Origin of the sequence: Candidatus Accumulibacter aalborgensis, from assembly GCF_900089955.1 — a bacterium.
Classification (GTDB): Bacteria; Pseudomonadota; Gammaproteobacteria; order Burkholderiales; family Rhodocyclaceae; genus Accumulibacter; species Accumulibacter aalborgensis.
In genome coordinates this window covers 38,642-64,857 of the sequence record NZ_FLQX01000159.1, presented here as the reverse complement: position 1 = coordinate 64,857, position 26,216 = coordinate 38,642, and the positions used below count along the sequence as shown (strand labels likewise).

14 protein-coding genes are annotated in these 26,216 nt (G+C 64.8%); 9 read left to right on the top strand and 5 right to left on the bottom strand.

Features of this window, described 5'->3' with window-relative positions:
* Positions 1 to 230 precede the first annotated feature (230 nt).
* The 9 genes from ACCAA_RS20380 (at position 231) to ACCAA_RS20340 (ending at position 18,317) form a co-directional block, all read left to right on the top strand.
* Positions 231 to 2,090: an asparagine synthetase B family protein gene (locus ACCAA_RS20380; protein ID WP_186409081.1), complete on the top strand. Its 1,860-nt coding sequence runs from the start codon at positions 231 to 233 to the stop codon at positions 2,088 to 2,090.
* Complete coding sequence (locus ACCAA_RS20375) at positions 2,023 to 5,529, top strand: VanZ family protein (RefSeq protein WP_342674076.1); 3,507 nt, start codon at positions 2,023 to 2,025, stop codon at positions 5,527 to 5,529. The genes ACCAA_RS20380 and ACCAA_RS20375 overlap by 68 nt, the downstream gene beginning before the upstream one ends.
* A 78-nt stretch (positions 5,530 to 5,607) precedes the next feature.
* Positions 5,608 to 7,017 carry an exodeoxyribonuclease VII large subunit gene (gene xseA, locus ACCAA_RS20370; RefSeq protein ID WP_186409079.1) on the top strand — a complete coding sequence of 470 codons (1,410 nt, stop codon included), beginning with the start codon at positions 5,608 to 5,610 and terminating at the stop codon, positions 7,015 to 7,017.
* Between the two features lie 96 nt (positions 7,018 to 7,113).
* Entirely contained in the window at positions 7,114 to 7,701 is a 588-nt protein-coding gene (locus ACCAA_RS20365; protein WP_186409078.1) for a Fe-Mn family superoxide dismutase, read from the top strand.
* Positions 7,702 to 7,732: 31 nt separating this feature from the next.
* Positions 7,733 to 8,518, top strand: a complete 786-nt coding sequence (locus ACCAA_RS20360; protein ID WP_186409077.1) for a serine aminopeptidase domain-containing protein — start codon at positions 7,733 to 7,735, stop codon at positions 8,516 to 8,518.
* Positions 8,515 to 9,402, top strand: a complete 888-nt coding sequence (locus ACCAA_RS20355; RefSeq protein ID WP_186409076.1) for an alpha/beta fold hydrolase — start codon at positions 8,515 to 8,517, stop codon at positions 9,400 to 9,402. The genes ACCAA_RS20360 and ACCAA_RS20355 overlap by 4 nt, the downstream gene beginning before the upstream one ends.
* Positions 9,383 to 10,240: a 4'-phosphopantetheinyl transferase family protein gene (locus ACCAA_RS20350; RefSeq protein ID WP_186409075.1), complete on the top strand. Its 858-nt coding sequence runs from the start codon at positions 9,383 to 9,385 to the stop codon at positions 10,238 to 10,240. Before ACCAA_RS20355 ends, ACCAA_RS20350 begins: the two co-directional genes overlap by 20 nt.
* The gene (locus tag ACCAA_RS20345) at positions 10,234 to 13,644 is read left to right on the top strand and encodes a non-ribosomal peptide synthetase (protein ID WP_186409074.1); all 3,411 of its coding nucleotides are present in this window, start codon (positions 10,234 to 10,236) and stop codon (positions 13,642 to 13,644) included. Before ACCAA_RS20350 ends, ACCAA_RS20345 begins: the two co-directional genes overlap by 7 nt.
* Complete coding sequence (locus ACCAA_RS20340) at positions 13,641 to 18,317, top strand: type I polyketide synthase (protein WP_186409073.1); 4,677 nt, start codon at positions 13,641 to 13,643, stop codon at positions 18,315 to 18,317. The genes ACCAA_RS20345 and ACCAA_RS20340 overlap by 4 nt, the downstream gene beginning before the upstream one ends.
* 168 nt (positions 18,318 to 18,485) lie before the next feature.
* Here ACCAA_RS20340 and ACCAA_RS20335 read toward each other — a convergent pair whose 3' ends face one another.
* From ACCAA_RS20335 to ACCAA_RS20315, 5 genes are all read right to left on the bottom strand, one after another.
* Entirely contained in the window at positions 18,486 to 19,868 is a 1,383-nt protein-coding gene (locus ACCAA_RS20335) for an NAD(P)/FAD-dependent oxidoreductase (protein WP_186409072.1), read from the bottom strand.
* On the bottom strand, positions 19,868 to 20,635 hold the full coding sequence (locus ACCAA_RS20330) for an SDR family NAD(P)-dependent oxidoreductase (protein WP_186409071.1): 768 nt from the start codon (positions 20,633 to 20,635) through the stop codon (positions 19,868 to 19,870). Before ACCAA_RS20330 ends, ACCAA_RS20335 begins: the two co-directional genes overlap by 1 nt.
* 82 nt (positions 20,636 to 20,717) lie before the next feature.
* Positions 20,718 to 21,917 carry an MFS transporter gene (locus ACCAA_RS20325; protein ID WP_186409070.1) on the bottom strand — a complete coding sequence of 400 codons (1,200 nt, stop codon included), beginning with the start codon at positions 21,915 to 21,917 and terminating at the stop codon, positions 20,718 to 20,720.
* A gap of 12 nt (positions 21,918 to 21,929) precedes the next feature.
* Complete coding sequence (locus ACCAA_RS20320; RefSeq protein ID WP_186409069.1) at positions 21,930 to 23,471, bottom strand: GMC oxidoreductase; 1,542 nt, start codon at positions 23,469 to 23,471, stop codon at positions 21,930 to 21,932.
* On the bottom strand, positions 23,468 to 26,206 hold the full coding sequence (locus tag ACCAA_RS20315; protein WP_186409068.1) for an MGH1-like glycoside hydrolase domain-containing protein: 2,739 nt from the start codon (positions 26,204 to 26,206) through the stop codon (positions 23,468 to 23,470). The genes ACCAA_RS20320 and ACCAA_RS20315 overlap by 4 nt, the downstream gene beginning before the upstream one ends.
* Between the last annotated feature and the right edge of the window lie 10 nt (positions 26,207 to 26,216).

The window sequence follows — 26,216 nt, the reverse complement described above, 5'->3', positions numbered from 1 at the left end:
AAGCGCTGCGCTCCGCACCAACCTGCTCGGTACGTGTGGTAGGGGGGCTAAACGCTTACGTCCCGTGAAATCTGACACAGCAATGGCCATCGTTTTGGCGTAGCATCCTGTCCTCAGACGCCGCCGCCCAGACGAGCAGAACGCGCGTGCCGCGCCCGTCGCTGTCCGTATGGGTGCTCCGCCACCCGCTGAAGCAGGTCCCTCAATCAACTGCCCCGAGCACATACCGTATGCAAGACAGACTTTCCGGCCAGGTTGACCTGACCAGGCTATTCGATTCGGGCGCCGCCCGGGACATGATCAGCTCGCTCGCCGTGCACGGCGATGATGTCGCCCGTGACGCCGATGCCATGTGCGCGCTGATTGGCTCGCTTTCCTTTCGCGAGCAAAGCGCTACCGGCTCGTTGCGGCCGCCAGGGATGGCCGCCGAACTCCTGCAGACCTGGCGCGAAAAGGGCGTCGACGTGGCCTCGCGGGCTGCCGGGAACTACGCTTTTGTCATCGTCGATGCGGCACGCGAATGCGTTTTCCTGGCCGTCGACCGTTTCGCCATCGAGACGTTGTGCTATCGCGCCGACGCACAGACGCTCGCTTTCTCCGACCGTGCCGACTGTGTGCCGGGGCGTGGCAAGGAACTGGATCCCCAGGCAATCTTCGACTACCTGTATTTCCACATGATCCCCGCACCGCGCACGATCTTCCGCCAGGTGCGCCGGCTACCGGCAGCGCATAGCCTGCTGATCGATCGGCAGGGAGCGCACGAGCTACGTCACTGGCCGCTGGATTTCGACGAGCAGCACCGGCAAGCGTTCGTCCCTGCACGCGACACTTTCCGCCAACTGATTCGCGACAGCATCGTCGAACAGATCGCCGGGCACGACCACGTCGGCGCCTTCCTGTCCGGCGGCACCGACAGTTCGACGGTCGCCGGAATGCTCTGCCAGCTAAGCGGCAAACCAGCCCCCGCCTACTCGATCGGCTTCGACGCCGAGGGCTATGACGAGATGGAGTATGCCCGCATCGCCGCGCGGCACTTCGGTTGCGAGCATCACGAGTACTACGTGACACCGGCTGACCTGGTGGCCAGCATGCCGGCGGTCGCCCAGCATCACGATCAACCGTTCGGCAACTCGTCCGCCCTGCCTGCCTACTACTGCGCCAGGATCGCCCAGGCCGACGGCTGCACGAAGATGCTCGCCGGCGACGGTGGCGACGAACTGTTTGGCGGCAATTCCCGCTACGCGATGCAGCGCGTGTTCGAGTTCTACCACCGAGTGCCCAACAGAATCAGGCAATTGATCGAGCCCATGTGCGGCGACCATAGCCCCTTGCGACGGATACCCGGCCTCAAGCAAGCTACTGGCTATGTCCGTCATTCGAAAGTGCCGATGCCGGATCGTTTGCAGAGTTTCAACCTGCTCATGCAACTGGACCTGGCCGAAGTCCTCACCGCCGATTTTCTGGCGCAGATTGATCTGAGCGAGCCGACCAGACACATGCAGGCCACCTGGAACGAGTGTCAGGCGCCGAGCCTGATCAATCGCATGCTCGCCTACGACTGGCGCTACACGCTGGCCGACAGTGATCTGCCAAAAGTGCGCGGCGCGACCCGGATGGCCGGAATCGAGGTCGGCTATCCCTTGCTGTCCGACCGCCTGACCGACTTTTCGATGGCCCTGCCACCCGACTGGAAGCTGCGCCGCTTCAAGCTGCGCTGGTTCTTCAAGGAGGCGCTACGCGGTTTCCTGCCCGACGAAATCATTACCAAAAAGAAAAAGGGCTTCGGACTGCCTTTTGGCGTTTGGGCGACACGCAATCCGGCGCTACGTCAACTCGCCGAGGATTCGCTGAACAGTCTTGCCCGGCGAGGAATCGTCCGTCCTGACTTCATTCATCAACTGCTCACCGAGCACCTTCCCGCGCACCCTGGCTACTACGGCGAAATGGTCTGGATCCTGACGATGCTCGAGCAATGGCTGTGCGGCCAGGGAATTACTGAGCAAACCGAACTCCAGAGTCGAGATGAGTCAATCGCCACCCGTCTGGCCGATAACGATCATGTGCCATCTGAGGTTGGTTCCGTGGAATAGACGGTTCTTGGCTGCCGGGTCAATTCTGAAGAGGCCAGTAGGCCAGTCGGCGACCCTGGATAATAGCGCCCGAAAAGATGGTAGATCTTACACGAGAGTCTCTATGCCCCACGTTGGATCCATGAGTCATCGAGCAAGCGGTTCCAGTTCCAGCATCGGTGTGCCCCATCACGCGGTCGTCTGGCTCGCCTACATCACTTTCGTTGTCTATGGCAGTTTGGTACCGCTGGACTTCCATCCGCGCCCCCTCGATCAGGCTTGGGCCGCTTTCCAGCATTTGCGCATGTTGCAGGTCGGTGCCCAGGGGCGAGCCGACTGGGTGGCCAACGGGTTTCTGTTTCTTCCTGTCGGTTTTCTGACCGCAGTGCTGTTTGCCGACCACAAGACTCGGCTGGCGCGCTTGTCATTGCTTGTCGCCGCGGCGCTTTTCTGCTTCGCGCTGGCAGTGGCGGTGGAGTTTACGCAGCTGTTCTTTCCTCCCCGGACCGTGTCACAAAACGACGTGATTGCCGAGTCCATCGGCAGTGTTCTGGGGATCATCTTTGCGGTCTATTGGTCGCACTGGTTCCGTGAAGTGCTCGCCACCGTGCTAGGAAAGCTGGGCCATCTGTTGACTCGCGTGCTGCAGGCCTACGCTGTGGTCTACATTGCCTTGAGTTTGCTCCCCTTCGACTTTGTGCTGTCGTTGGCCGAACTGGCGGCCAAAGCGCATTCCGATACCTGGGGTTGGTTTCTTGCCGCGAGCAGCACTAGCCGGGGTCCGGTCATCCTGGTGGCCAAGATCCTCGCTGAAATCCTGGCGGTGGTGCCCCTTGGCCTCATGTTGGCCCGCCGAAACGCGACCAGGAAGTTGCCTGCGACGCGCCATGCCGTGCTCTATGGGATTCTCCTCGGCCTGGCGATAGAAGCGGTTCAATTCTTCATGTTCTCGGGTATTAGCCAGGGAGCCTCCCTGCTGACCCGAGCCGCTGGCATATATGGCGGTGCTCGTCTCTGGCGTCAACAGATGCTGCTCCGCGACCTCCATCTCCATGCCAGAAGCCGACGCCTGATCTTCTCGCTGAGCCTGTTTTACCTGCTCGCTTTGGTGGCGGTAAATGGTTTCTTCGATCATTCATGGCACGGAGTGGAACTCGCCGGCAAGACCCTGGCGGAAACCCGCTTTCTGCCCTTTTACTACCATTACTACACCACCGAGCAGGCGGCCCTGCTTAGCCTGTTATCGGTGGTGATGATGTATGCCCCCGTTGGGGTGCTGGCCTGGCTGTGCTGGTGGCCGCCGGCCATGGCGTTCTGGGCTGCAGCCCTGACGGCTACCAGCATTGAGTCGAGCAAGCTTTTTCTCACCGGCCTCCATCCGGACCCGACCAACGTCCTGATTGGCGCTATGGCGGCCTGGTCAGTGATCAAGCTTCTGCAACGACTGGAGGAGGCTTCCACTCTGACCGGGGAGCTTGGCCCTGTATCGGCCGCCCGGCCTGTGGTGCAGCCAGCCGGGCAGGCATCGTCCTCCACGAGTGGCCGCTCGCCGCCACAGGCCTGGCCTGCCCTGGCGGCGACATTGATGCTGACGGCATGGGTGGTGATCGACTTTCCGTTTCGCCCGCTGCTTATCGGGCTGTTGCTTTTGTGCTACGCGGCGCTGCTCTGGTTCCGGCCGCCATTGCTCTGGGTAGCCATTCCCGCCGCCATCCCGCTGCTCGATCTGGCTCCGTGGAGCGGGCGCTTTTACCTGGATGAGTTCGATTTTCTGATCATCGTCAGCCTGGTTGTCGGCTATGCCCGCACGAGACCAGCGCCCAAGAGTTCCAATCCAGATGTAGTCGGTTTGGCGGTCGCCTGCCTGCTGGCGTTGACCTTCGCCATCAGCACACTACATGGCATGCTGCCCCTGACCCCGCCGGATGCCAACAGCTTCACCAACTATTACAGCCCTTACAACGCCTTGCGCATAGCCAAAGGCGCGCTGTGGGCACTGCTAATTTTCGTCTTGGCGCGCCGGTTCACCTTGCATGGTAGGAATATCCGCGGCTGGTTTGCGAGCGGCATGGTCGTGGGACTCACCGGAACTATCGCTGTAGTGATCTGGGAACGCTTCGTTTTTCCCGGGCTATTGAATTTCACAGACGACTACCGGGTTACCGGCCCCTTCTCCCAGATGCATACAGGTGGGGCAGAAATTGAAACATACTTGACGGCTGCTTTGCCCTTCGCCGTGGTGCTGACGATACGGGCCCGCTCGCTGGCGACACGCCTGGCGGGAGGATTGCTACTCATGGGTGCCAGCTACGCCCTCGCGGTGACTTACTCACGGGGGGGTTATGCCGGCTCTAGTGTAGCGCTGATCATCGCCGCCTTGGCTACTTTGCTGCCACAGCCTGCAACGACCGCTGCACGCTCCGGACGAGGATCTGCACAGGCACCAGTGGAAGTTGGGTTAGCTTCGAATATTGGTACTTCACGTTCCAGCGTTTATCGATGGAGCGTACCATTGGTGCTAATAGCACTGGCTGTTGCAGTGGCGCTGCCAATCTACAGCGGCTCCTTTGCGCAGCAACGTATGTCAAGGATCGGTGCGGATCTGGCTACGCGCCAAGCCCATTGGACCGACGCCTTGGCCATGCGCGACCCCGGGCTCGCCACAACCCTCTTCGGCATGGGGATCGGCCGGTTCCCGGAAACCCACTACTGGCGCAGTACCGAACCAAAGGCCAGCAACTACCGCCTCGAGACGGAGGCCGGCAATACGTTCCTGCGGCTCGGTACGGGTGACGCGATGTACATGGAGCAGTTCGTCTCCATTGAGCCTGGTCAGGAATATGTGGTGCATCTGGATATCCGAAGCCCTCAGTCTGGCGCGTCGGTTTCAACGTCACTGTGTGAGAAACTGCTGCTGACTTCGGGGCGCTGCGCGGCAAAGACTGCCCTGGTTACCGGGGAGGGGCGGCAATGGCAATCGCATGAGTTGCGCTTGGCCAGTGGCGACATCGGCAGGGGCGCGTGGCGGCCGGTAAAGTTCTCGCTTCACAATGCATCACGGACCCGCGTTGATATCGACAATGTTCAGTTACTGACAGCGGAGGGAGAACAGATCACCCGCAACGGCGACTTCGCACAAAACCTGGATCGGTGGTTTTTCAGTGTCGACGAGCATTTGCCGTGGCACGCCAAGACCATGCCGGTGGCCATCCTGTTCGACCAGGGCTGGTTCGGTTTGGCCGCTTTTGGGGCACTGGTGGGGCTGGGAATCAAGCGCACGACGCGGAGCGCCTTGCGGGGCGATCCGCTGGCCGGCGCCACACTGGCGTCGCTGACGGGTGTCCTGGTGATCGCAGCGCTGGACACCGTGATCGATACCCCACGCTTCCTGCTGTTGTTCTTGCTGCTAACCTGGATGGGTTGGGCTGGCGGAAGCTCCTCGAACCGACACCCAGCGTAACCGCCGTTATCCTGATGCTCGATCCGATTCGTTCGGCGACGACCACTGGCCGCTCGCCACACTAAAGTACACAAGGCCATGTCAGACACTCCCCGTGCAGGCACCGGCCTGCCGACGCTGGTCCCGGTGATCGCGGTTTCCATGCTCAATCGCCTCGCCCGTGAGCGACTCGAAGCGGCCTTTCCGCTGTGCTGGGTGGCGGGCGAGGTTTCCAACCTCAGCTACGCGGCTTCCGGACACGTCTACTTCTCGCTCAAGGACGCCGCCGCGCAGGTGCGCTGCGTCATGTTCCGCAGCCGCACGCAGTTGCTCGGCTGGCGACTGGAGAACGGCCAGCACATCGAAGCGCGCGTGCTGGTCACGCTGTATGAAGCGCGCGGCGATTTCCAGCTCAACGTCGAAGCTGCTCGTCGGGCCGGCGTCGGCAACCTCTATGAAAAGTTCATTCGCCTCAAGGAAGGGCTCGAACGAGAAGGACTGTTTGCCAGCACTGCCAAGCGCCCTCTGCCCCTTTTTCCGCGCCGGGTCGGCATCGTCACCTCACTGCAGGCGGCAGCCCTGCGCGACGTGCTGAGCACGCTCGGACGCCGCGCAGCGCAGGTGAGCATCGTTGTCTACCCGACCCTGGTGCAGGGTGAAGGCGCTGCGGCACAGATCGCCGACACCATTCGCGTCGCCGGCGAGCGCATGGAATGCGAAGTGCTGATCGTCTGTCGTGGCGGCGGCAGCATGGAAGACCTGTGGGCCTTCAACGAAGAGGTCGTGGCACGCGCCATCCGCGCCTGTCCGCTGCCGGTGATCAGCGGCATTGGTCATGAAACCGACTTCACGATCGCCGACTTCGCCGCCGATCAGCGCGCGCCGACGCCCACCGCAGCAGCCGAACTGGCCGCTCCTGAACAGGCCGTCCTGCTCGCTCGCCTGGCCGCCCGTCAGCTTGCCTTGCAGCGCAGCATGGAACAGTACCTCAACCAGCGTGGCCAACAAATCGACTGGCTGACGCGCCGCCTCCAGCACCCGGCGCAGTACCTTGCCGCTCACCGCGACGGCCTGCGCCGGCTGCAGCACCAACTCGCCGCCGGCGTGCTGCAGACCAGCAGCCTGGCGCGCCATGCGCTGGCCAGCCTCGGCCATCGCCTGCTCCTGGTCCGTCCGGATGCGGCGCGCCACGCCGGCCGCATCGAGGTGCTGGCGCAGAGGCTTCGCGGCGGCTGGCAGCACACCGTGCAAGGCCAGTCCGCCGACCTCACCCGCCTGGCAGCCAGTCTCGCACACCTGAACCCGCACGCGGTGCTGACACGCGGTTACTGTATCGTCACCAGCGACCAGGGACAGATCGTGCGCGAGAGCAAAGCCCTGGCAGCCAGTCAGACGATCACCGCCTTCTTCCAGAGTGGGCACGTCGAGGCCACGGTGCTGGCGGTTTTTGATGACCATGGCGCAGCGCTCGCTTCGCCGGCCATTGCCAGCACCGCACGCCCCGACTAGAATCTAGCAGCCAGACGAAGAGCTTGTCACCGCGAAGCCTCGCGTCGACCCTTTTCGGCCCATTCCGCCCCATCACGACCCTCACGGAGAACACCCATGGAACATCAACTGCCGCAACTGCCTTTTGCCCTCGACGCCCTCGCTCCGCACATGTCCAGGGAGACGCTGGAATACCACCATGGCAAGCACCATCAGGCCTACGTCACCAACCTGAACAACCTGATCAAGGGGACCGAATACGAAGCGCTCGACCTTGAGTCGATCATCAGGAAGGCGCCGGCGGGCGGCGTGTACAACAACTCGGCGCAGGTGTGGAACCACAGCTTCTTCTGGAATTGCCTGACCGTAAATGGCGGCGGTGCTCCCGGTGGCGCGCTGGCGGCGGCAATCGATGCCCGCTGGGGTTCGTTCGCCGAGTTCAGCAAGGCCTTCCAGGCTTCCGCAGTGGGCAACTTTGGCTCGGCGTGGACCTGGCTGGTCAAGAAAGCAGACGGCTCGGTGGACATCGTCAATATGGGTGCCGCGGGCACCCCGCTGACCACCGGCGACCAGGCGTTGCTGTGCATCGATGTCTGGGAGCACGCCTACTACGTCGACTATCGCAACCTGCGCCCGAAGTATGTCGAGACCTTCCTCTCCAACCTGGCCAACTGGGGCTTCGCCGAGCAGAACTTCGCTGGCTAGCGCCAGGCGAGAGCCGGGGGCTGCCGGTTACATGGGGGCAACCGACCGGCAGCTCTTTTACCGCGTCCACACGCCGCAGGGGGCAACAGTCCGCCCCTTAGGTTTCGTTCTCTGCCCGCCATTTGGCCGCGAATACATCTTTGCCCACCGCAGCTTCCGGCAATGGGCTGTTCGCCTGTCACGCGCCGGCTTCCCGGTTCTGCGCTTCGACTACTTCGGCAGCGGCGATTCGGCCGGTGGCGACGACGAAGGCAGTGTGGAGCAGTGGCTCGACGACATCGCGACAGCGGTGAGCACCTTCGGCAAGGTCACCGCCGGCACGCGGGTCTGCCTTGCCGGCTTCCGCGTCGGCGCCAGCCTGGCCACCCTGCATGCGGCGCAGCACCAGGATGTGGACGGCCTCATCCTGTGGGACCCGGTGGTGGACGGCAATCGCTACGTCGACACCCTGATCAGCGCCCACCAACGCTGGCGGCGCCTGCAGCTCTGGCGGACGGACCCTCCCCCGCCGGCAGACGGGACCCGCGAAATCGTCGGTTTCCTTCTCTCGCCGCGGCTTGAAGCCGGCCTGCGCGCCATCGACCTCGGCAAGCTGTCGCGCGCGCCAGCCCCGCGCGCCCTGCTGATGAGCAGCAGCCCGCAGCCTGACCCCGATGCCTTCGGCGAGCGGCTCGCCGCCCTCGGCCTGACTGCGGAACGGCAACATGTGCTCTGGCCCGAGTTCTGGTCGGAAGCGCCCGATCTGGGCGACGTCCTGATGCCCCCTGCCCGCGTCCTGCAAGCAATGATCGCATGGGCGCAGACAGGGACACCATGAACGAGAGCGTCCTCTGCTTTGGCGACGACGACAGCCTGATCGGAATTTACACTCCCGCCGCCACGCGCGGCAGGCGTCCCGCGATCGTTCTGGTGAATTCGGGGGTGGTCCATCGTGTCGGACCCAACCGCCTGTACGTGAACCTGGCGCGCCAACTGGCGGCCGCGGACTATCCGGTGCTGCGCTTCGACCTCTCGTCGATCGGCGACAGCAGCCCGCGCAGCGACGCCCTTGGCTTCGAGCAGGCCGCGATCAGCGAAACCTCTGCCGCCATGGCCACCGTCGGCAGGGAGAGCGGCGCGACCCGTTTCATTCTGTGCGGCATCTGCTCCGGCGCCGACATCTCCTTCCTCACCGCCCGCGACCAGCCGACGGTAGTCGGTGCGGTGCTGATCAACGGCCGCGCCCTGCATGGGGTTACCGACGACGCCGGCGATGCCCTCGAAGCCGCCGTCGATAGTGCTCTTGGCGCAACCACCTCGGCGCACTACCTCTGGAAGAGCGCGCTTTTCAACCCGGCTAGCTGGCGCAAGCTGGTCAGCGGCCAGGTAAAGCCTCTCGAACTCCTGGGAGTCATCGGGCGACCGCTCATGCGCCGCTTCATCGCCCATGAACAAGTACCCGCTGCGGCGAGGGAATTGCGCGACGCCTTCGACGCGGTACTCGGCCGCGGCACCGCGTTGCTGATGGTCTATTCCGAAAGTGACCCGGCCATCGATTACATGCAAATGATGTTCGGCAAGGAGATGAAGAAGATCGCTGCGCACCGGAACTTCACCGAGGTCCACTTGGCCGCGGCAGATCACACCTTCACCCCGCGCCAAAGCCGTGACGCACTGGTGGCCGTTCTGCGCCGCTGGGCCGATGCACGCTTCGCCGGCTGAAGCGCGCTTTCCTGTCGCGCCGGAACGCCCGACGCCTCTGCTCGGTGGGGGGAGCAGCGTGCCGGACCTCTCCGGCAACGAAATTCACCTCTGGCTATGCCCTTTGCCAGTTCCCGACGACGATCTGCGACGGACGGTGGAAGCGCTCCCCGACCCGGCCGAGCGCGCACGCGCCGCACGTCTCGTATTCCCCGTCGATCGCCGACGCCAGATCCACGGTCGCGGCCTGCTGCGGCTCGTGCTCGGGAATTACCTCGGCCGCCCACCGGCAAGCCTCGCCTTCGTCGCCAACGACTACGGCAAACCCGAGCTGTGCCACACCGAAGGGCTGTACTTCAACTTTTCCCGGTGCCACGACCTCGCGCTCATCGGCGTGACCCGAGGGTTGCCGGTGGGCGTGGACATCGAGCGCATCCGCCCCCTTCCCGACCGGGACGCGCTCATCGCCCACTGTCTGAGCAGCGTCGAACGGGACTGGCTGGCGAGCCGGCCGGCGCAGCAGCAGGAGCGGGATTTCTTCCGCCTCTGGGCGGGCAAGGAAGCTGTTCTCAAGAGCCTCGGGACGGGCCTTGCCACCGCGCCGGAGAGCGTCTCGGTCAGCCTTCGGAAGGGAGCGATCGGGAACGCAACAGTGGCCGGAGCGGTGGCCAGAGCGGGAGGTCGCTGGACGCTGTTTTCCGCCTGTCCGGACGCCGACCACGTCATCGCTGCCGCTATCCCGGCCCTCACGCTCATCAGCCGCGCGCAAGTCCGCTGCTTTCAGGTCGGTGGCGCAAGCCTCGCGGCCAGCGGCGGCATGCTTCGACAACCCACAAAGACCCAGGAGGGATCATGTTGAACGCATCCACAGACGCGCCGCGGTCTACCGGCGACCGGCGACCGGTGATCAGCGACCACCTGCCTCCCGTGCTCACCGCTGCGCCGCCCGCTGCCCATCCTTTACATCCTTCGCCGGCTCCTGTCCGGAGCTGCGGCCAGGAACGAACGTGGTTCCTGGAGTTGGCCTATCCCGGCCAGGTCTGGCTCCGGGTCGCGATGGGCGCGCGCATCGCCGGCAGCGTCCTCGATGTCGAAACTCTGCGCAACGCCCTGGCCCGAGTCTTTGCCCGTCATGACGCGCTCCGCTGCGGATTCGGCCCGGCGGCCGATGCCGTGGCCGCGCCCGCCGCACTGAGCGTAGACACGCTCACCGAGCGACGCGGCACCCCCGCCCATGAAGCAGCGACGGCGCGCTGGATCGCCGACACTGCCGGCGCTCGCATCGACCCGGGCCGCGGCCCCCTGCTATGGGCACGGCTGCTGCGTCTCGCTGATGACGAGCACCTGCTCCTGCTCTGCGCGCACCGCTACGTGTGCGACGAGGAATCCCTCGGCTTGCTCATCGCAGAGATCGCCGGTCAGCTTGACGGCGACCAGCCCGTCGCCCCCGGCACGGGCAGTTTCGCCGATTTCGTCGCCTGGCAACGCCACCAGCCGCCCGCGCTCCTTGCCCACTGGCGGGAACGTCTCGCCGGTGCCGCAGCCGTGCTCGAACTGCCGGCCGACCACGCGCGGCCGGCAAGCCAGCGCTACGCAGGCGCCAGCCTGCGTTTGACGCTGCCGATCGACCTCGTCGCGCGCCTGCGTGGCCTGGCCGCAAAACGCGGAGACCATCTCCAGAGCGTCCTCCTCGCCGCGCTTGCCGCCCTGCTTCAGCGCCACAGCGGCCAGAGCGACCTCATCGTTGGCCTGCGCAGCAGCTACCGCAGCGAAGCGCGCTTTTCCAGTCTCGTCGGAGCACTCGACAACACCCTCGCGCTGCGCCTGGATCTCGCCGCCGACGTGCATAGCGACGCCCTTCTTGGCCTCGCCAACGCGGCCCTGGAAGATGCCCACACCCACGCCGCGATGCCCTTCGAGCGGCTCATCGAAGCGCTTGCAGAGCACCACGATACAAGCTACGCGCCGATCTGCCAGGTCCTCTTCGACTACCGCAAGGCACCGGAGCCGCGCTCCTTGCGCGCCGGCCCGAGCGCGCTGCGCCCCTTCGCCGTCGATCTCGACACTTCGCCGCACGACCTGTGCCTGCGCGTCGACGATAGCGGCGGCGGCGATGGTGGTGACGCTCTCAGCGCCCGCCTGATCTATGATCCGGCGCTGTTCAACGAAGCCACCGTCCGGCGCATGGCTGACCACTACCTGAGCCTGCTTGGCGACCTGGCCGAAGACACCCGCAAACCCGCGGCCACGCTGCGCCTGCTCACCAATGCCGAATGGCAGCGGACGGTGCATGAGTGGAACGCGACCGACGGCGAGTATCCCGCTGACTCGTCCCTGGCGCGTCTCTTCGAGCAACAGGCGGATCGCAGTCCGGACGCACCGGCAGTCCTCGACCCCGGTGGCGGACTGAGCTACCGTGAACTCGATGAGCAGGCCAACCGGCTCGCCCATCACCTCGTCAGGATCGGTGTCGGGCACGAGACGATGGTCGGCGTGGCGCTGGAGCGCTCGCCGGAGCTGTTCGTCGCTGTCCTCGCCATCCTCAAGGCGGGTGCCTGCTATGTCCCCCTCGACCCCACTTACCCGGCCCAGCGCCTGAGCGCAATGCTCGCCGACAGCGCCGTCGGCCAGCTCCTCACCAAGACCTGCTGGCTCGATCGGCTGCCCGCCCACGACGCCCGCACGCTGTGCCTCGACCGCGACTGGCCGGCGATCGCCGCGCAACCCGCGACTCGGCCGGCCAGCCGCGCCGGCGCCAGCAGTCTGGCCTACGTGGTGTTCACCTCGGGCTCTACCGGACGGCCAAAGGGCGTGCTGATCGAGCAGCGCCAACTGCTCAACCGCCTGGCGTGGATGTGGCGGGAATATCCCTTTGCCGCTGGCGACGTGTCGGCGTGCAAGACCGCACTCAACTTCGTCGATTCCCTGTGGGAACTTCTCGGCCCGCTGTTGCGCGGCGTGCCCAGCGTCGTCGTACCGCAGGCCACGCTGCTCGACCCGCACGCTCTCGTGGCCCTGTTGGCGGAGTACGGGGTCAGCCGGATGATGCTCGTCCCGTCGCTGCTGCGCATGCTGCTCGACGCGCACGAGGTGCACGAGACGCTCGCAGCGCACAACAGGCACAACGACCTCGCCGCCCAGTTGCCGCTGCTGCGCGAGTGGTGCATCGGCGGCGAGCCGCTGACGGTGGAACTTGCGCGGCGCTTTGCCCAGGCCATGCCGGGGCGTCTGCTGCTCAACCTCTACGGACTGTCGGAGGCCTTCGACGCCTGTTTCTTCGACGCCGGCCGGCTCACTGCAACGGACACCCTGGTGCCCATCGGCCGCCCCCTCGCCAATGTGCAGGCCTACGTCCTCGACGCCCACCGCCAGCCGGTGCCGGTCGGCGTCGTCGGCGAACTCTACGTCGGTGGCGCCGGACTTGCCCGCGGCTACCTCGGACGCCCTGAACTGAGCGCCGAGAAGTTCATTCCCAACCCCTTCGTGGACCGGCCGGGGGCCCGCATCTACCGCACAGGTGACCTGGCCCGCTACCGAGCGAACGGACTGATCGATTATCTCGGTCGCGCCGACCACCAGGTCAAGATCCGCGGCTTCCGCGTCGAGCCGGACGAAGTCGGCACCGTCCTGCGCAGCCACCCCGAGATCGTCGCGGCAGTGGTCGTCGCCCGTCCCGCTGGCGAATCGGGAGAACTCACCCTCGCGGCTTACGTCGTCGCGCGGCAGATCCCACCGCCAACGACCGCTTCCCTCCAGTCCTGGTTGAGGGAACGCTTGCCGGACTACATGGTGCCGGCGAGTTGCACCATCCTCGCCGAACTGCCGATGACGCCCAGCGGCAAGGTAGACCGACTCTCGCTGCCCGCTCCGGTGGCCGGTCTCGCGGCCCTCGATACGCCCTACGTCGCCCCGACCGACGCAACCGAGCAAGCCATCGCGGCCATCTGGCAAGCAGTGCTGCAGTTGCCCCGGGTCGGCAAGAACGACAACTTCTTCGACCTTGGCGGCACCTCCCTGCGCCTGGTCGAAGTGAATCGCCGCCTGTGCGAGCACCTGCAGCGCGCCATCCCGATCGTGCAAATGTATCAGCACCCGACGGTGAGCAGCCTGGCGCTTTCGCTCGCCCCGACCAGCGGCGCGTCATCTGCCGCTTCTGCCGCTTCTGCCGCTTCTTCCGCTGCTGCCCCTTCCTCGGCCCAGGCCGGAAGGGACCGAGCCGCGCAGCGCCAGGCGATTCGCGTCCGCCGGCCGTTACCCGCATGAACCCGCCCGATCCCGCCCGAAACGAGGCCGCTATCGCCATCGTCGGCATGAGCTGCCGCTTCCCCGGCGCCGACGACGTTACCGCCTTCTGGCGCAACCTCGAACAGGGCGTCGAATCGATCAGCTTCTTTTCCGAAGCCGAGCTCCTCGCCGCCCACGTCGATCCTGCCCTCCTCGCCGATCCCGCCTACGTCCGCGCCGGCGCGGTCATCGACCCGATCGACTGCTTTGACGCCACCTTCTTCGGCTACAGCCCGCGCGAAGCCAGCCTGATCGAACCGCAGCAACGTATCTTTCTCGAGTGCGCCTGGGAAGCCCTCGAACGGGCCGGCTACACCCCCGCCTCGCACGGCCGGGCGATCGGCGTCTTTGCCGGCTCGGCGATGAACGGCTACCTGATCTACAACCTCGCCAGCCGCCCCGACGTCGCCCCTGCCCTGTTCGATTTCCAGATCCAGATCGGCAACGACAAGGACTACCTGACTACTCGTGTCTCCTACAAGCTCAACCTCACCGGCCCGAGCATCAACATTCAATCGGCCTGCTCCACCTCGCTGGTGGCAGTGCATGTGGCCTGCCAGAGCCTGCTCAACGGCGAGTGCAACCTGGCGCTGGCCGGCGGCATTTCCGTTGCCGTACCGCACCGGGTCGGCTACCGCTACCAGGAAGGCGGCGTCAATTCTGCCGACGGGCACTGCCGGGCCTTCGACGCTGACGCCCGCGGGACGGTGCTCGGCAGCGGTGTCGGCATCGTCGTCCTCAAGCGCCTGGCCGACGCGCTCGCCGATGGCGACCACATCCACTCGGTGATCAAGGGTTCGGCGGTGAACAACGACGGCAGCGCCAAGGTCGGCTACACCGCTCCCAGCGTGTACGGACAAGCGGCGGTGGTGGCTGAAGCCCTGGCCATGGCCGCGGTGGACGCCGACGAGATCGGCTACATCGAAACACACGGCACCGGCACGCCGATCGGCGACCCGATCGAGATCAAGGCCCTCACCCAGGCCTTCCGGGAGACTACCGATCGCCAGGGCTACTGTGCCATCGGGTCGGTAAAGACGAACATCGGCCACATGGACGTGGCCTCGGGCGTCGCCGGGCTGATCAAGACGACGCTGATGCTGGAACACCGCCGCATCCCACCGTCGCTCCACTACCGCCGCCCCAATCCGGAAATCGACTTTGCCCACAGCCCGTTCTACGTCAATGCCGCCCTTGCCGACTGGACGCAGGCGGTGCGCCGGGCCGGCGTCAGTTCGTTCGGGCTCGGTGGCAGCAACGCCCATGTAGTCCTTGAAGAGGCGCCGGCCCGCGCGGCTGCGGCGCCGTCGCGTCCCTGGCAACTGATCGTCCTGTCGGCGCGCACGGCAACCGCCCTCGAACGGATGCGCGAACGGCTCGCCGCTCACCTCAGCCACGATCCGGAGCAGACGCTCGCCGACATCGTCTTCACCTTGCAGACCGGTCGCCAACGCTTTGCGCAGCGGCGGATATGGGTGTGCGCCGAGCAGAGCAGCCTGACCCGGACGCTGCTGACCGCTGACTCCCAGCGGAGCGCCGGGTCGGTCTGCGAACTGAACGACCGACCGGTGGTTTTCATGTTCCCCGGTCAGGGCGCCCAGTATCTCGGCATGGGGCGCGAGCTGTACGACTCCGAGCCCGTGTTTCGCGCCGAGGTGGACCTCTGCGTCGAACTTCTCGCTCCGCACCTGGGACACGACCTGCGCCACCTGATGTGGTCAGCTCCCGACGCCGACGCCGACGCCGAACCCTTGCAGCAGACGTGGATCGTCCAGCCGGCGCTGTTCGTCATTGAATACTCGCTCGCCCGCCTGTGGATGAGCTGGGGTGTCCGACCGACGGCGATGATCGGCCACAGCATCGGCGAATACGCTGCCCTGTGCCTGGCCGACGTGCTCAGCCTCGCCGACGCCCTCCGCCTGGTGGCTGCCCGCGGCCGTCTGATGCAGGAGATGCCTCCCGGCAGTATGCTCGCCGTAGACCAGCCGGAAAGCGTCCTCGCCGACCTGGACGCGCGTGGCCTGGCGCTGGCCGGAGTGAACGCACCGGGTCGCTGTGTGCTTTCCGGACCGACGGAAGCCGTCGCCGCCTGGCAGCGACAGTTGGCCGCCGAGGGACGGCAATGTCAGCCGCTGCATACCTCGCACGCCTTCCATTCGGCAATGATGGACCCGATACTGGCGCGCTTCGCCGCTGAGGTCGCCGCGATTCGGCTGCAAGCGCCGCGCATCCCGGTCGTCTCCAACCTCAGCGGAACCTGGCTCACTGCCGCCCAGGCCACTGATCCTGCCTATTACGTCCAGCACCTGCGCCGTACCGTGCGCTTTGCCGACGGCATCGCCACCGTCATCGCCGACGGCGACCCGCTGTTGCTCGAGGTCGGCCCCGGCCGGACTCTCGGCACCCTCGCCCAACTCTGTAGCGCGACGTCCGGCGCCAAGGGCGCGCTGTGGTCGATGCGCCACCCGCAGCAAGAGGAACCCGACCAGGCCATGCTCCTGGCCACCCTCGGCAAGCTCTGGCTGGCCGGTGTGACGGTGGACTGGGCCGGTTTCTACGCCGATGAAAAACGCCGCCGCGTGCCCCTGCCGGGCTATCCCTTCGAACGTCAGCGGCACTGGGTCGAGCCTGGCCGACTGCTGGCCCAGGCGGTCACCGATGATCGCCCCGCGCCCCGCGCCGCAGCCAGCAAACGCCCCCTGGCCGACTGGTTCTATCAGCCGTTCTGGCAGCAGACCCCGCTGCGCGACGGTGGCCCGGCAGCCAGCGGGCCGTGGCTGGTGTTCACTCTTGGCGATGGCTTTGGCGAATACCTGGCCGGCGAGCTGGAGCAGGCCGGCGACAACGTGATCCGCGTCCTGCCAGGCAGCCAGGCGGGCTGGAGCAGCGCGCGCTGCTTCACCGTCAACCCGGCCCGGCGTGCCGACTACGACGCCCTGGTCGAGGCCCTGGCTGGCGCCGGCAAGCTGCCGCACAGCGCGCTGCATACCTGGAACCTGACGCCGCCACCCGACCACTCTCCGAATCCGGAAGACTTTGCCCGCGCCCAGGATCTCGGTTTCAACAGCCTGCTCTACCTGGCGCAGGCGCTGGGCAGCCGCAACCATAGCGAACCGTTGCGGATCGGCGTGCTCGGCACCGCCATCCACGCGCTGACAGCGACCGAACTGCCTCTCCCCGAACGGAGCACACTGATCGCTGCGTGCATCGTCATCGCGCAGGAATACGCGTCTCTCGACACCCGCTGCTTCGACCTGCTGCCACCCGCCGCCGGTTCTGCGGCCGAGCAGTGGCTCGGTCACCAGATCCGGATCGAGATGGGCAGCGATGCCGCCGATGCGATGGTCGCCTACCGCGACAACATACGCTGGGTTCAGGACTACCGTCCGCTGCACCTGGAACCTTTGGCTGGCACCCCGGGTCGCTTGCGCCAGCAGGGCGTCTACCTCATCACCGGCGGCCTCGGTGCGATCGGCTACGCCCTCGCCGAGGAACTCGCCCGCAGCGTGCAAGCCCGCCTGATCCTGACCGGCCGCAGCGCCCTGCCCGATCCCGGCGAGTGGGATCACTGGATCGCCACGCACGCCAGCAGTGACCCCGGCAGCCAGCGAATCGCCCGCGTGCGCGCATTGCAGGCCCTTGGCGCGAAAGTGCTGGTCGTCGCCGCCGACGTTGCCGATGCCGGCGCCATGGCCAGGGCGGTCAACCAGGCCAGGAGCCGCTTCGGGCGTATCGACGGGGTCATCCACGGCGCCGGCATCATCGCCGAGGAAGCTTTCCTCGCCGTTCAGGACACCCGGCCGGAGCACTGCGGCGAACACTTCCGGCCAAAAGTGGAAGGGCTGCTGGTCCTCCACGACCTGCTGCGTGCCGAGCCGCCCGACTTCTACGTTCTCCTGTCGTCCATTTCGTCAGTACTGGGCGGCCTGGGCTACGCCGCCTACGCGGCCGCCAACGCTTACCTGGACGCCTACGCTGCCCACCAATCCCATCAAGCCCATCAATCCGGCCAGCCCGGTCCGGCGTGGTTGACCATCGGCTGGGACGCGTGGATCCCGGCGGCCACCCGCACCGACCAGCGCAGCATGGGAGCGATCGTCAGCGATCTTGCCCTGTCATCCGAGGAGGGTGTCGATGCCTTTCGCCGGATGCTCGCCGCCGACGCGGGACAACAGATCATCGTGTCCACCACCGATCTATCCACCCGCATCGCCCAGTGGGTCAAGCGCAAACCGCGCGCCGCGTCCAGCCCGCAGGCGACCACGGGCATCGCACCCGGCGTCGCCTACGCCAGCGAAATGCAGGCCGCGATTGCCGGCATCTGGAGAAGCGCGCTGGGTGTCAGTGACATCGAGGTGCAGGACAACTTCTTCGATCTGGGCGGCGACTCGCTGCTGCTGATGGACGTCATCGCTCGCCTCAAGTCCGCTTACGGCATCGTCCTCAACCCGCGCGAAATCATGTTCCAGACCCTTGCCCAACTGGCAGCCGTTTGCGAGGAACGGCAGATGGCGAAAGACAAGGCCCAGAGTGCCTCGACCGGCACGGCAGCCGTAGCCGCGCCGCAAACCCTCGCCGAGGCAGAACCGGGAGCGCAACCGCAACTGAAAGGCGGCTTGTTCGGAGCCTTGAAGAGGAAGATTCGTGGCTGAACGGGGACGCCAGCCCTGCGGGGGCTACAGTCATGACATATTTCGGCCAGTGCGGGTTGAATACCCTTGGCCGCCAGGACCTTCCCCAGGACCCGGATCTTGCTGCCCCGCTGCGGCGGTGGTTCCGGCAGCGCTGATTCAAGAATTCGCTATCGAAATTTGTTCCGCTCAGGATTTCGGCGACGCTTTCGCCTCCGGGGCCGAAGATCTCGTGGCAGCCGATGTCTTTTCCGTTACCGAAATTGTTGGCGAAGTCAGCGTTGGCAACTGGACGATATTCTTCGAGAAGAATAAATCGAGCGTCCAGTCGAGTGCCACGCGGACTTTTTTGGGAAACCCGGGAAGCTTGCTGAGGTAGATCCCGCGCCATAGCCACCAGGCGATGATTCCCGAGAATCTCATTCCCAGAATTTCCGCGACACCGCAACGTCGCCCGATTGACGCCAGCAAGCCGATGACCTTGAATTTGAAAGGCTGCCGCTGTTCGCCGCGCAAGGTCGCCACGACGTTCTTCGCGAGCACATCGGCTTGACGAACGGCGTGCTGCGCGGTCGGCGGATAAAACTTGCCGGGATGCAATGGGTCGGGCACGAGCGCACAATCACCGAGCGCCCAGACGCCCGGAAAGTCCGGCACTTCCAGATACTCATTGACCACCACGCGCCCCCGCTCAAGCGCACAGGGCAGGTTGGCGATCAACGGTGCCGGGGTAGTGCCGGCTGTCCAGATCAGCATGCGCGAGCTGATCGTCGTGCCATCGCCCAAGGTCACCGTTTCGCCGTCAAAACTGGAAACTTTGCTGTTCAGCAGAATCTCCACGCCTCGTTCGCCGAGTTTTTTTTGCGCATAACGCCCAAGACTTTCACCCAATTCCGGCAGGATGACGGCACCGGGATGCACCAGCACCACGCGGATCATGTCTTCCGTGAGATGGGGATACAGTTGCAATCCTTCGCGCATGAAATCATTGATGGCGCCGACGGTTTCCGTCCCGGCGAATCCACCACCCGCCACTACCGCTGTCAGCGTTGTTCGACGCCGGGTTTCATCAGACTGATTGTCCGCCAACTCAAGTGCATTGATGACGCCGTTGCGTACGCGGATCGCGTCGCCCAGAGTCTTCATCGTGAAAGCGTGCTCCTCGAGACCGGGTGTGTGATAAAAGTTCGTCACTGCCCCGAGCGCCAGCACGAGATGATCATAAACTACGTCATACGCTTCCGGCAGATCGGGGTGGCGAACACGCACCTGTTTTCTTGTCGGGTCGATGGCCTCGATATTGGCAATCGCAATGCGCGTATGACGCAACATTTTGCGGAGTGGCTGCACGATGTCGGTCACCCCCAGATCGCTACCTGCCACCTCGTGCAGCATGGGGGTGAAGAGTACAAAATTCTCTTTTGACACCACCGCCACTTCGAAGTCCGGCGCGCCGCCGAGCTGCTTTTCGAGATGCAAGGCCGCGTAGGCGCCAGCAAATCCACCGCCGAGAATGAGAATACGCTTCCTCCCGGCAGCCACCGGCAGATCCAGCCCTGCCCCGCTTGCCATCACAGCCCGGGGCTTCCTTGCATGATGCCGCCGTCGGCGAAAATGGTGGTCGCCGTGATATAGCTGGCTCCTTCGCTGGCAAGGAAGGCTACGACGGTGCCGATCTCGGCGGGCTGCGCCATACGCCCCATGGGAATTGCATCGTCGAGTTTCTTGAGCAGTGCGGGATCGTTCATCGTGGCGGTATTGATCGGCGTGGCGATTGCGCCGGGGCCAACACCGACGACCCGGATGTTGTGCGGCGCGAGTTCGACCGCCGCCGTGCGCGTGAGCATGCGCATGCCGCCTTTGGAAACGCAGTAGGGCGTGTTATTGGGCATCGGCCAGTCTTCGTGAACGGAAGTGATGTTGATGATGCTGCCGCCGCCGCCCTGTTTGATCATCTGCCGCGCGGCGAGTTGGGTGCCGAAAAAGGCGCTCTTCAGATTGATCGAAAGCACCTTTTCGTACTGCTCTTCCGTCGTTTCGAGCACTGAAGTGCGCGTCTCGATGCCGGCATTATTGACCATGATGTCGACGCGACCGAAGGCCTTGACTGCGGCGGCGATCAGCGTTTCCAGCTCGGCCACCTGACTGACGTCGGCGTGCACGCCGATGGCCTGGTCACCGAGGGCGCGGACCTGCTCCTCCAGCGCGTCGGTGGCCTCCGGATTGGCCACGTAGTCGATGACGATGTTGGCGCCCTGGCGAGCGAGTTCGAGGACGATGGCCATGCCGATACCGCTGTTGCCGCCAGTGACTATGGCGACTTTTCCTTTGAGGTTCATGCTCGTCTTCCTTTTCTGATGATGGTCATTGTTTGTACGAAGTGTCGAAATCCGGAATTCCATGAGCAGCGCGCTCGACGTTTTACGGCCCGGTCGGCAAGCGTTGCGGGCTCCGGACGACAAAGACAGCCAGCACCGCCATGCTCAGCGCGACCAACGTCGTCGTGCCATAGATGACGTTCAGGTCGAGGCCGGCCCGGGTTTGCAGCGGTCCGACGCCGAATGCCGCGATCCCGTAACCGATCTGGTAGAAAGCAATCAGCCCGCCGGCCACCGAACTGGCGATGGTCGGCAGTTGCTGCTGGCCGAAGCTGATCGCCAGCGGCAACAGCGCCGAGCAGCCAAGGCCGGCAAGCGCGAAAATCGCAATGCCCAACAGCGGGTCGCCCTTCGGCAGCAAGGCGGTGCCGGCCAGTGCGCCAGCGACCAGCCAGGGCAGGAGTTGGCACGTTCGCTGCGGCGACAGGTACTTCTCGATGGCCGCGATAATCATGCGCCCGACGGTTACCGAGCCCCAGAATACGGTCAGCGCGAGCGACGCCATGGTCGCGCTCGCGCCAAGCTCGCGGGTCATATACACCGTCGCCCAGTTGGCATTGATCGTTTCGCAGATACCGTACACGAGTGCGAAGGCAGCGAACAGCCAGAAGCGCGCCGGCAGCCCGTTTCGCGCCTCCTGCCCGCCCTCGGCGAGCGCCGGTGCACCCTCGCTTAAGGGCAAGCGCCGACTGAAAAGCAACAGCCCGACGATCAAAGCCGTAACCAGTACCGGCAGGCCCCACCAGATTCCCAGCCCGACGAATAGCGCGACGAACAGGGGCGCCAGCGCGGTACCCAGCCCGAGCAGCGCGTTCAGTCCGAGCACAGCTCGGTCGACTCGTTGTGGAAAAAAGGCCGCGGCAAAGGTGTTCAGCGTCGGCACCGTAAACCCGAAGCCCACACCCAGAGACGCCGTCGCGGCCAAGAGCAGGCCGTAGGCCAGGGCGTGCTGGCGCATGACCAGGCTGCTGACGATCAGCAGTGACATCGCCAGCAAGTTGGCGACCAGGCCAAGCAGGTAAATGCGCTTGGCGCCGAGCCGGCGCGCCAGGCCGGCACCGAGCAGCGAGGCGCTAATGGCGGTGATCGCCTGCGGCACGAACATGCCGCCGTACTCGGTACTCGACAGCCCGTATTCACCGGCGCCGGTGAACACCGCGCTGGCCGCCGGGAAGGTCACCAGCGCGACGCCCTGCACGACGCCCGCCAGATAGACGGCCGCGATTTCGCTGCGTTGTACCATCGCAGTCGTACCTCAGCGCAGGCGCTCGAGCAGGTGGTCGCCGACGCGCAACGCGTTGGCGATCGCCGTCAGCGACGGATTGACGGCGCCGATGCTGGGAAAGAAGCTGGTGTCCACGACATAGAGGTTATCGACTTCGTGCGCTTTGCAGTTCACGTCGAGCACCGAGGTGGCGGGGTCGGCACCGAACCGGCAGGTACCCGCCTGATGGGCAACACCGGCGATCGGGATGTGTTTCCCGAGGTAGAGATTGTTCGGGACAAGGTGCGGGTGCATGTCCATGTGCTCGAGCATGGACTGCAGCTTGTGGCGCAAACGATCGAGTGGTTCGAGGTTGCTGAACTCGTAATGCAGCTTGATCTCGCCCTGTGCAGTCAGCGTCACGCGGTTCTGTGGCAGGCCCAGGTCTTCGCTGGTCAGCCAGAAGTCCACCGCGTGTTTGGCCATCTGATCGAGCGTGAAACCCGGCGCGAAACCATGTGCGTCGTCCCGGAACATCGGCCCCTTGGACTTGCCGAGCATCTGGATGTTGCCGAGAGGAAACTCGTAGTCGGTGGCGCCGAGATAGAAATCGTTGACGGTCAGCGTTTTCTGGAACTCGGTGGTGTTCTCGCGCCGGGAAAGCGCGACCAGCGCAATGGCGTTGTGAAACATGTAATGACGGCCGACCCTATCCGAGCCGTTGGCCAGGCCGCGCGGATGTTTGCTGTCAGCCGACATCAACAGCAGCCGCGCCGAGTTGGCCGCGCCGCAGGAAACGACGACTAAGCCGGCGGTGAATTCCTCGCGCCGGCCGTCGCGATCGACGATCACCTTGCTGACCTCGCGGCCGCTGGCGCTGGTCTCCAGGCGGTGGACGTGCGCCTTGGTCAGCAGCGTCACGTTCGGATACTTCAGCGCGGGACGAACGGCGATGATCTCGGCATCGGCCTTGGCGTGAACCAGGCAGGGGTAGCCATCGCAGGAGTCACAACGAATGCAGCGGCTGTTCGGCCGGTCGGCCTCGTCGAGCATGATCGCGCTCGGCGCATACGACGGGTGATAACCGGCGCGGCGCAGGCCATCGGCGATTTCCGCGATGCGCGGCTCGTGGCTGACCGGCGGAAACGGGTAAGGCGCGCTGGCCGGCGGATCGGTCGGATCGTCGCCCCGTTGGCCGTGCACCTGATACAGCTGCTCGGCCTGCGTGTAATACGGCTCAAACTCCCGGTAGCCGATCGGCCAATCGGCAGTCATGCCGTCGGCCGTTCGGTGCGCGGTGAAGTCGTTCTCACGCAGGCGGAACAGCGCCGCACCGTACATCTTGGTCGCGCCGCCGACGAAATAATGGACTCCCGGCTGGAACGGCTTGTCGTTCAGGTCATGCCACGTGTCGCTGGAAACGTAACGGCTCCTGACAAAGACCTCGTTCACGTCCCAGTTCTGTTTTTCGCGCGGCAGATAGTCACCCCGTTCAAGGATGAGAACTCGTTTACCCGATGGCGCGAGCTTGAGCGCCAGCGTGCCGCCGCCCGCGCCACTGCCGATGATGATAACGTCGTAGTCGTTGCTCATGGCTTGTCCTCGCTCGGCAGCGCCGGCTTTGCTGTTGCTTGGGCGGCCGGCAGTTGCTCCGCCGGCCCGCTGCCGGGTTGCAGAAGTTTCGCAACCAGGCCCGTCCAGCCAGTCTGGTGCGACGCACCCAGACCGCAGCCATTGTCGCCATGAAAATACTCGTGAAACAGGATGTAGTCGCGAAAATGCGGGTCGGTCGCCAGCTTGGGATGCGATTTGAGCACCGGTCGCTGACCATCTTCGCCCTTGAGGAACAGGCATGTCAGGCGACGGCTCAATTCATCCGCCACCTGCTTGAGCGTCATAAACTTCCCGGACCCGGTCGGACACTCGACCTTGAAATCATCGCCGTAGTAGTGGTGAAACTGCTGCAGCGACTCGATGATCAGATAGTTGATCGGCATCCAGACGGGTCCGCGCCAATTCGAGTTGCCTCCGAACAGACCGCTGCGCGACTCGCCCGGCCAGTAGTCGACCTCGTAGTTCGCACCGCCGACGTCGACGCGGAAGGGTTCGCGCTCGTGGAACTTCGAAAGCGCGCGCACGCCGTAGGGAGAAAGGAAGTCACTCTCGTTGAGCATCCGACGCAGCAAGGCCTTGGTGCGGTGGCCGCGCAGCAGCGAAAGCAGAATGCGATTGGCGCAGCCAGGGACACGCCAGTTCGAGATCAGGGCGGCCAGTGCCGGACGATGCTCCAGGTACCATTGCATGCGTACGGAGAATTCGGGCAGTTGCGCGACCAGTTCGACGTCCGCAGGCTGCACGGCAAACAGCGGAATCAGGCCGACGATGGAATGCACACGCAAGGGGATGCTGCGTCCGTCGGGAAGACTCAGGTGGTCATAGTAAAACTGGTCGGTCTCGTCCCAGAGGCCTGACGATTCGTCTTCAACGCCGTTGATGGCGCCCGCGATAGCGAGGAAATGCTCGAAGAACTTGCTCGCGAGGTCTTCGTAGACGTGGTTATGGACCGCCAGCTCGACCGCGATGCGCAACAGGTTGAGGCAGAACATCGCCATCCAGCTGGTCCCGTCTGCCTGGTTGATGAAGCCGCCGGTCGGCAAGGGCTTGCTGCGGTCGAAGCAGCCAATGTTATCGAGTCCGAGGAAGCCACCCTGGAAAATGTTGCGTCCCTGTTCGTCCTTGCGATTGACCCACCAAGTGAAGTTGAGCAGCAGCTTCTGAAAGACGCGTTCGAGAAACACCAGGTCGCCGGGATCGGATGGGTCACCATGGTCCGCCTCGCGGCGCTGCCGGCGATCGATCTGGAAGACGCGAAATGCCGCCCAGGCGTGCACCGGCGGATTAACGTCGCTGAACTCCCACTCGTACGCAGGTAGCTGACCGTTGGGATGCATGTACCACTCGCGGGTCAACAAAATCAGTTGCGACTTGGCGAACTCGGCGTCGATCACCGCCAGCGGCAGGCAGTGGAATGCGAGGTCCCAGGCGGCGAACCACGGATACTCCCACTTGTCCGGCATCGACAACACCTCGGCGGCGGCGAAATGCTTCCAGTCGCGATTGCGGCCCCGTTTTCGCGCCGCCGGAGGCTGCGGCTCGCCGGAGTCGCCGTCAAGCCACTTGTGGACATCGTAGTGAAAGAACTGCTTGCTCCAGATCATCCCGGCGAAGGCCTGGCGCTGTACCAGGCGCTCGTCGGCATCGGCGATCTCGCGCTGCAAGTCGGCATAGAAATGATCTGCTTCGCTGTGGCGGCGGGCGAATAGCGCATCGAAGTTGGCAAAGGGCTGCGCGGGTTTCCCGGCTGTTGCGGTACGGGCTAGTCGCAGCCGCACACGCACGCTGCCGCCCGCTGGCACGCTCAGCGAGTAAAGCGCGCCCGCCTTGCTTCCGGTTTGTGCGGGATTGACCGCCGACGTGTTGCCCTCGACGACGTACTCGTGAAAGGCGTCCTTGAAAAACCCTGTCGCGTCGGGCTGGTCAAAGTGCCGCCGGGCATTGGTTTCGTTCTCGCAAAAGAGCAGAGTGGGTACGCCATCGCCATCAGCCTCGCAGTCCAGGCGGTATTTGCCCAGCTCCGGATGGTCGATATTGACGCCGCCGGAAGCGGCCGAGAGCGTGGGCTTCTCGGGCTTCGCGCGCCATGACCAGGTATTGCGGCAGCACAGTTGCGGCAGCAGCGACAGCGGCGCCGTCTCGGCGCCGCGATTGTGCACGCTCACCTGTATCAGGATGTCGTCGGCGGCGGCCTTCGCGTATTCGACAAAGACGTCGAAGTACGCATCGTCGTCAAACAAACCGGTGTCGAGCAACTCGAACTCGGCTTGCTCCGCGCCGCGCTGCTGGTTCTCCTGCAGCAGGCGGGCGTAAGGGAATTCCGCCTGCGGATACTTGTACAGCATCTTCAGGTAGGAATGCGTCGGCGTCGCGTCGAGGTAGTAGTACAGCTCCTTGACGTCCTCGCCGTGATTGCCCTCGCTGTTGGTCAGGCCGAACAGTCGTTCTTTGAGCAGCGGGTCGTGGCCGTTCCACAGGGCCAGCGAGAAACAGAGATATTGCCGGTCGTCGCTGAAGCCGGCAATGCCATCCTCGCCCCAGCGATAGGCCCGGCTGCGCGCATGCTCGTGCGGCAGGTAGCTCCATGCGTTGCCGTCGGGACTGTAATCTTCGCGGACGGTACCCCATTGCCGCTCGGAAACGTAGGGACCCCAGTGACGCCAGTCGGTCCGGCCCGCCTTGTCGTCGGCAAGGCGTTGCTTTTCAGCGGGCATTGTTGTCGCT

Bases quoted from the DNA above. Each gene is read 5' to 3' on its own strand.
- ACCAA_RS20320 (WP_186409069.1), bottom strand. From the start codon at position 23,471: ATGAGCAACGACTACGACGTTATCATCATCGGCAGTGGCGCGGGCGGC.
- ACCAA_RS20330 (WP_186409071.1), bottom strand. From the start codon at position 20,635: ATGAACCTCAAAGGAAAAGTCGCCATAGTCACTGGCGGCAACAGCGGT.
- ACCAA_RS20315 (WP_186409068.1), bottom strand. From the start codon at position 26,206: ATGCCCGCTGAAAAGCAACGCCTTGCCGACGACAAGGCGGGCCGGACC.
- ACCAA_RS20380 (WP_186409081.1), top strand. From the start codon at position 231: ATGCAAGACAGACTTTCCGGCCAGGTTGACCTGACCAGGCTATTCGAT.
- ACCAA_RS20360 (WP_186409077.1), top strand. From the start codon at position 7,733: ATGGGGGCAACCGACCGGCAGCTCTTTTACCGCGTCCACACGCCGCAG.
- ACCAA_RS20335 (WP_186409072.1), bottom strand. From the start codon at position 19,868: ATGGCAAGCGGGGCAGGGCTGGATCTGCCGGTGGCTGCCGGGAGGAAG.
- ACCAA_RS20340 (WP_186409073.1), top strand. From the start codon at position 13,641: ATGAACCCGCCCGATCCCGCCCGAAACGAGGCCGCTATCGCCATCGTC.
- ACCAA_RS20345 (WP_186409074.1), top strand. From the start codon at position 10,234: ATGTTGAACGCATCCACAGACGCGCCGCGGTCTACCGGCGACCGGCGA.
- ACCAA_RS20350 (WP_186409075.1), top strand. From the start codon at position 9,383: ATGCACGCTTCGCCGGCTGAAGCGCGCTTTCCTGTCGCGCCGGAACGC.
- xseA (WP_186409079.1), top strand. From the start codon at position 5,608: ATGTCAGACACTCCCCGTGCAGGCACCGGCCTGCCGACGCTGGTCCCG.
- ACCAA_RS20375 (WP_342674076.1), top strand. From the start codon at position 2,023: ATGAGTCAATCGCCACCCGTCTGGCCGATAACGATCATGTGCCATCTG.
- ACCAA_RS20365 (WP_186409078.1), top strand. From the start codon at position 7,114: ATGGAACATCAACTGCCGCAACTGCCTTTTGCCCTCGACGCCCTCGCT.
- ACCAA_RS20355 (WP_186409076.1), top strand. From the start codon at position 8,515: ATGAACGAGAGCGTCCTCTGCTTTGGCGACGACGACAGCCTGATCGGA.
- ACCAA_RS20325 (WP_186409070.1), bottom strand. From the start codon at position 21,917: ATGGTACAACGCAGCGAAATCGCGGCCGTCTATCTGGCGGGCGTCGTG.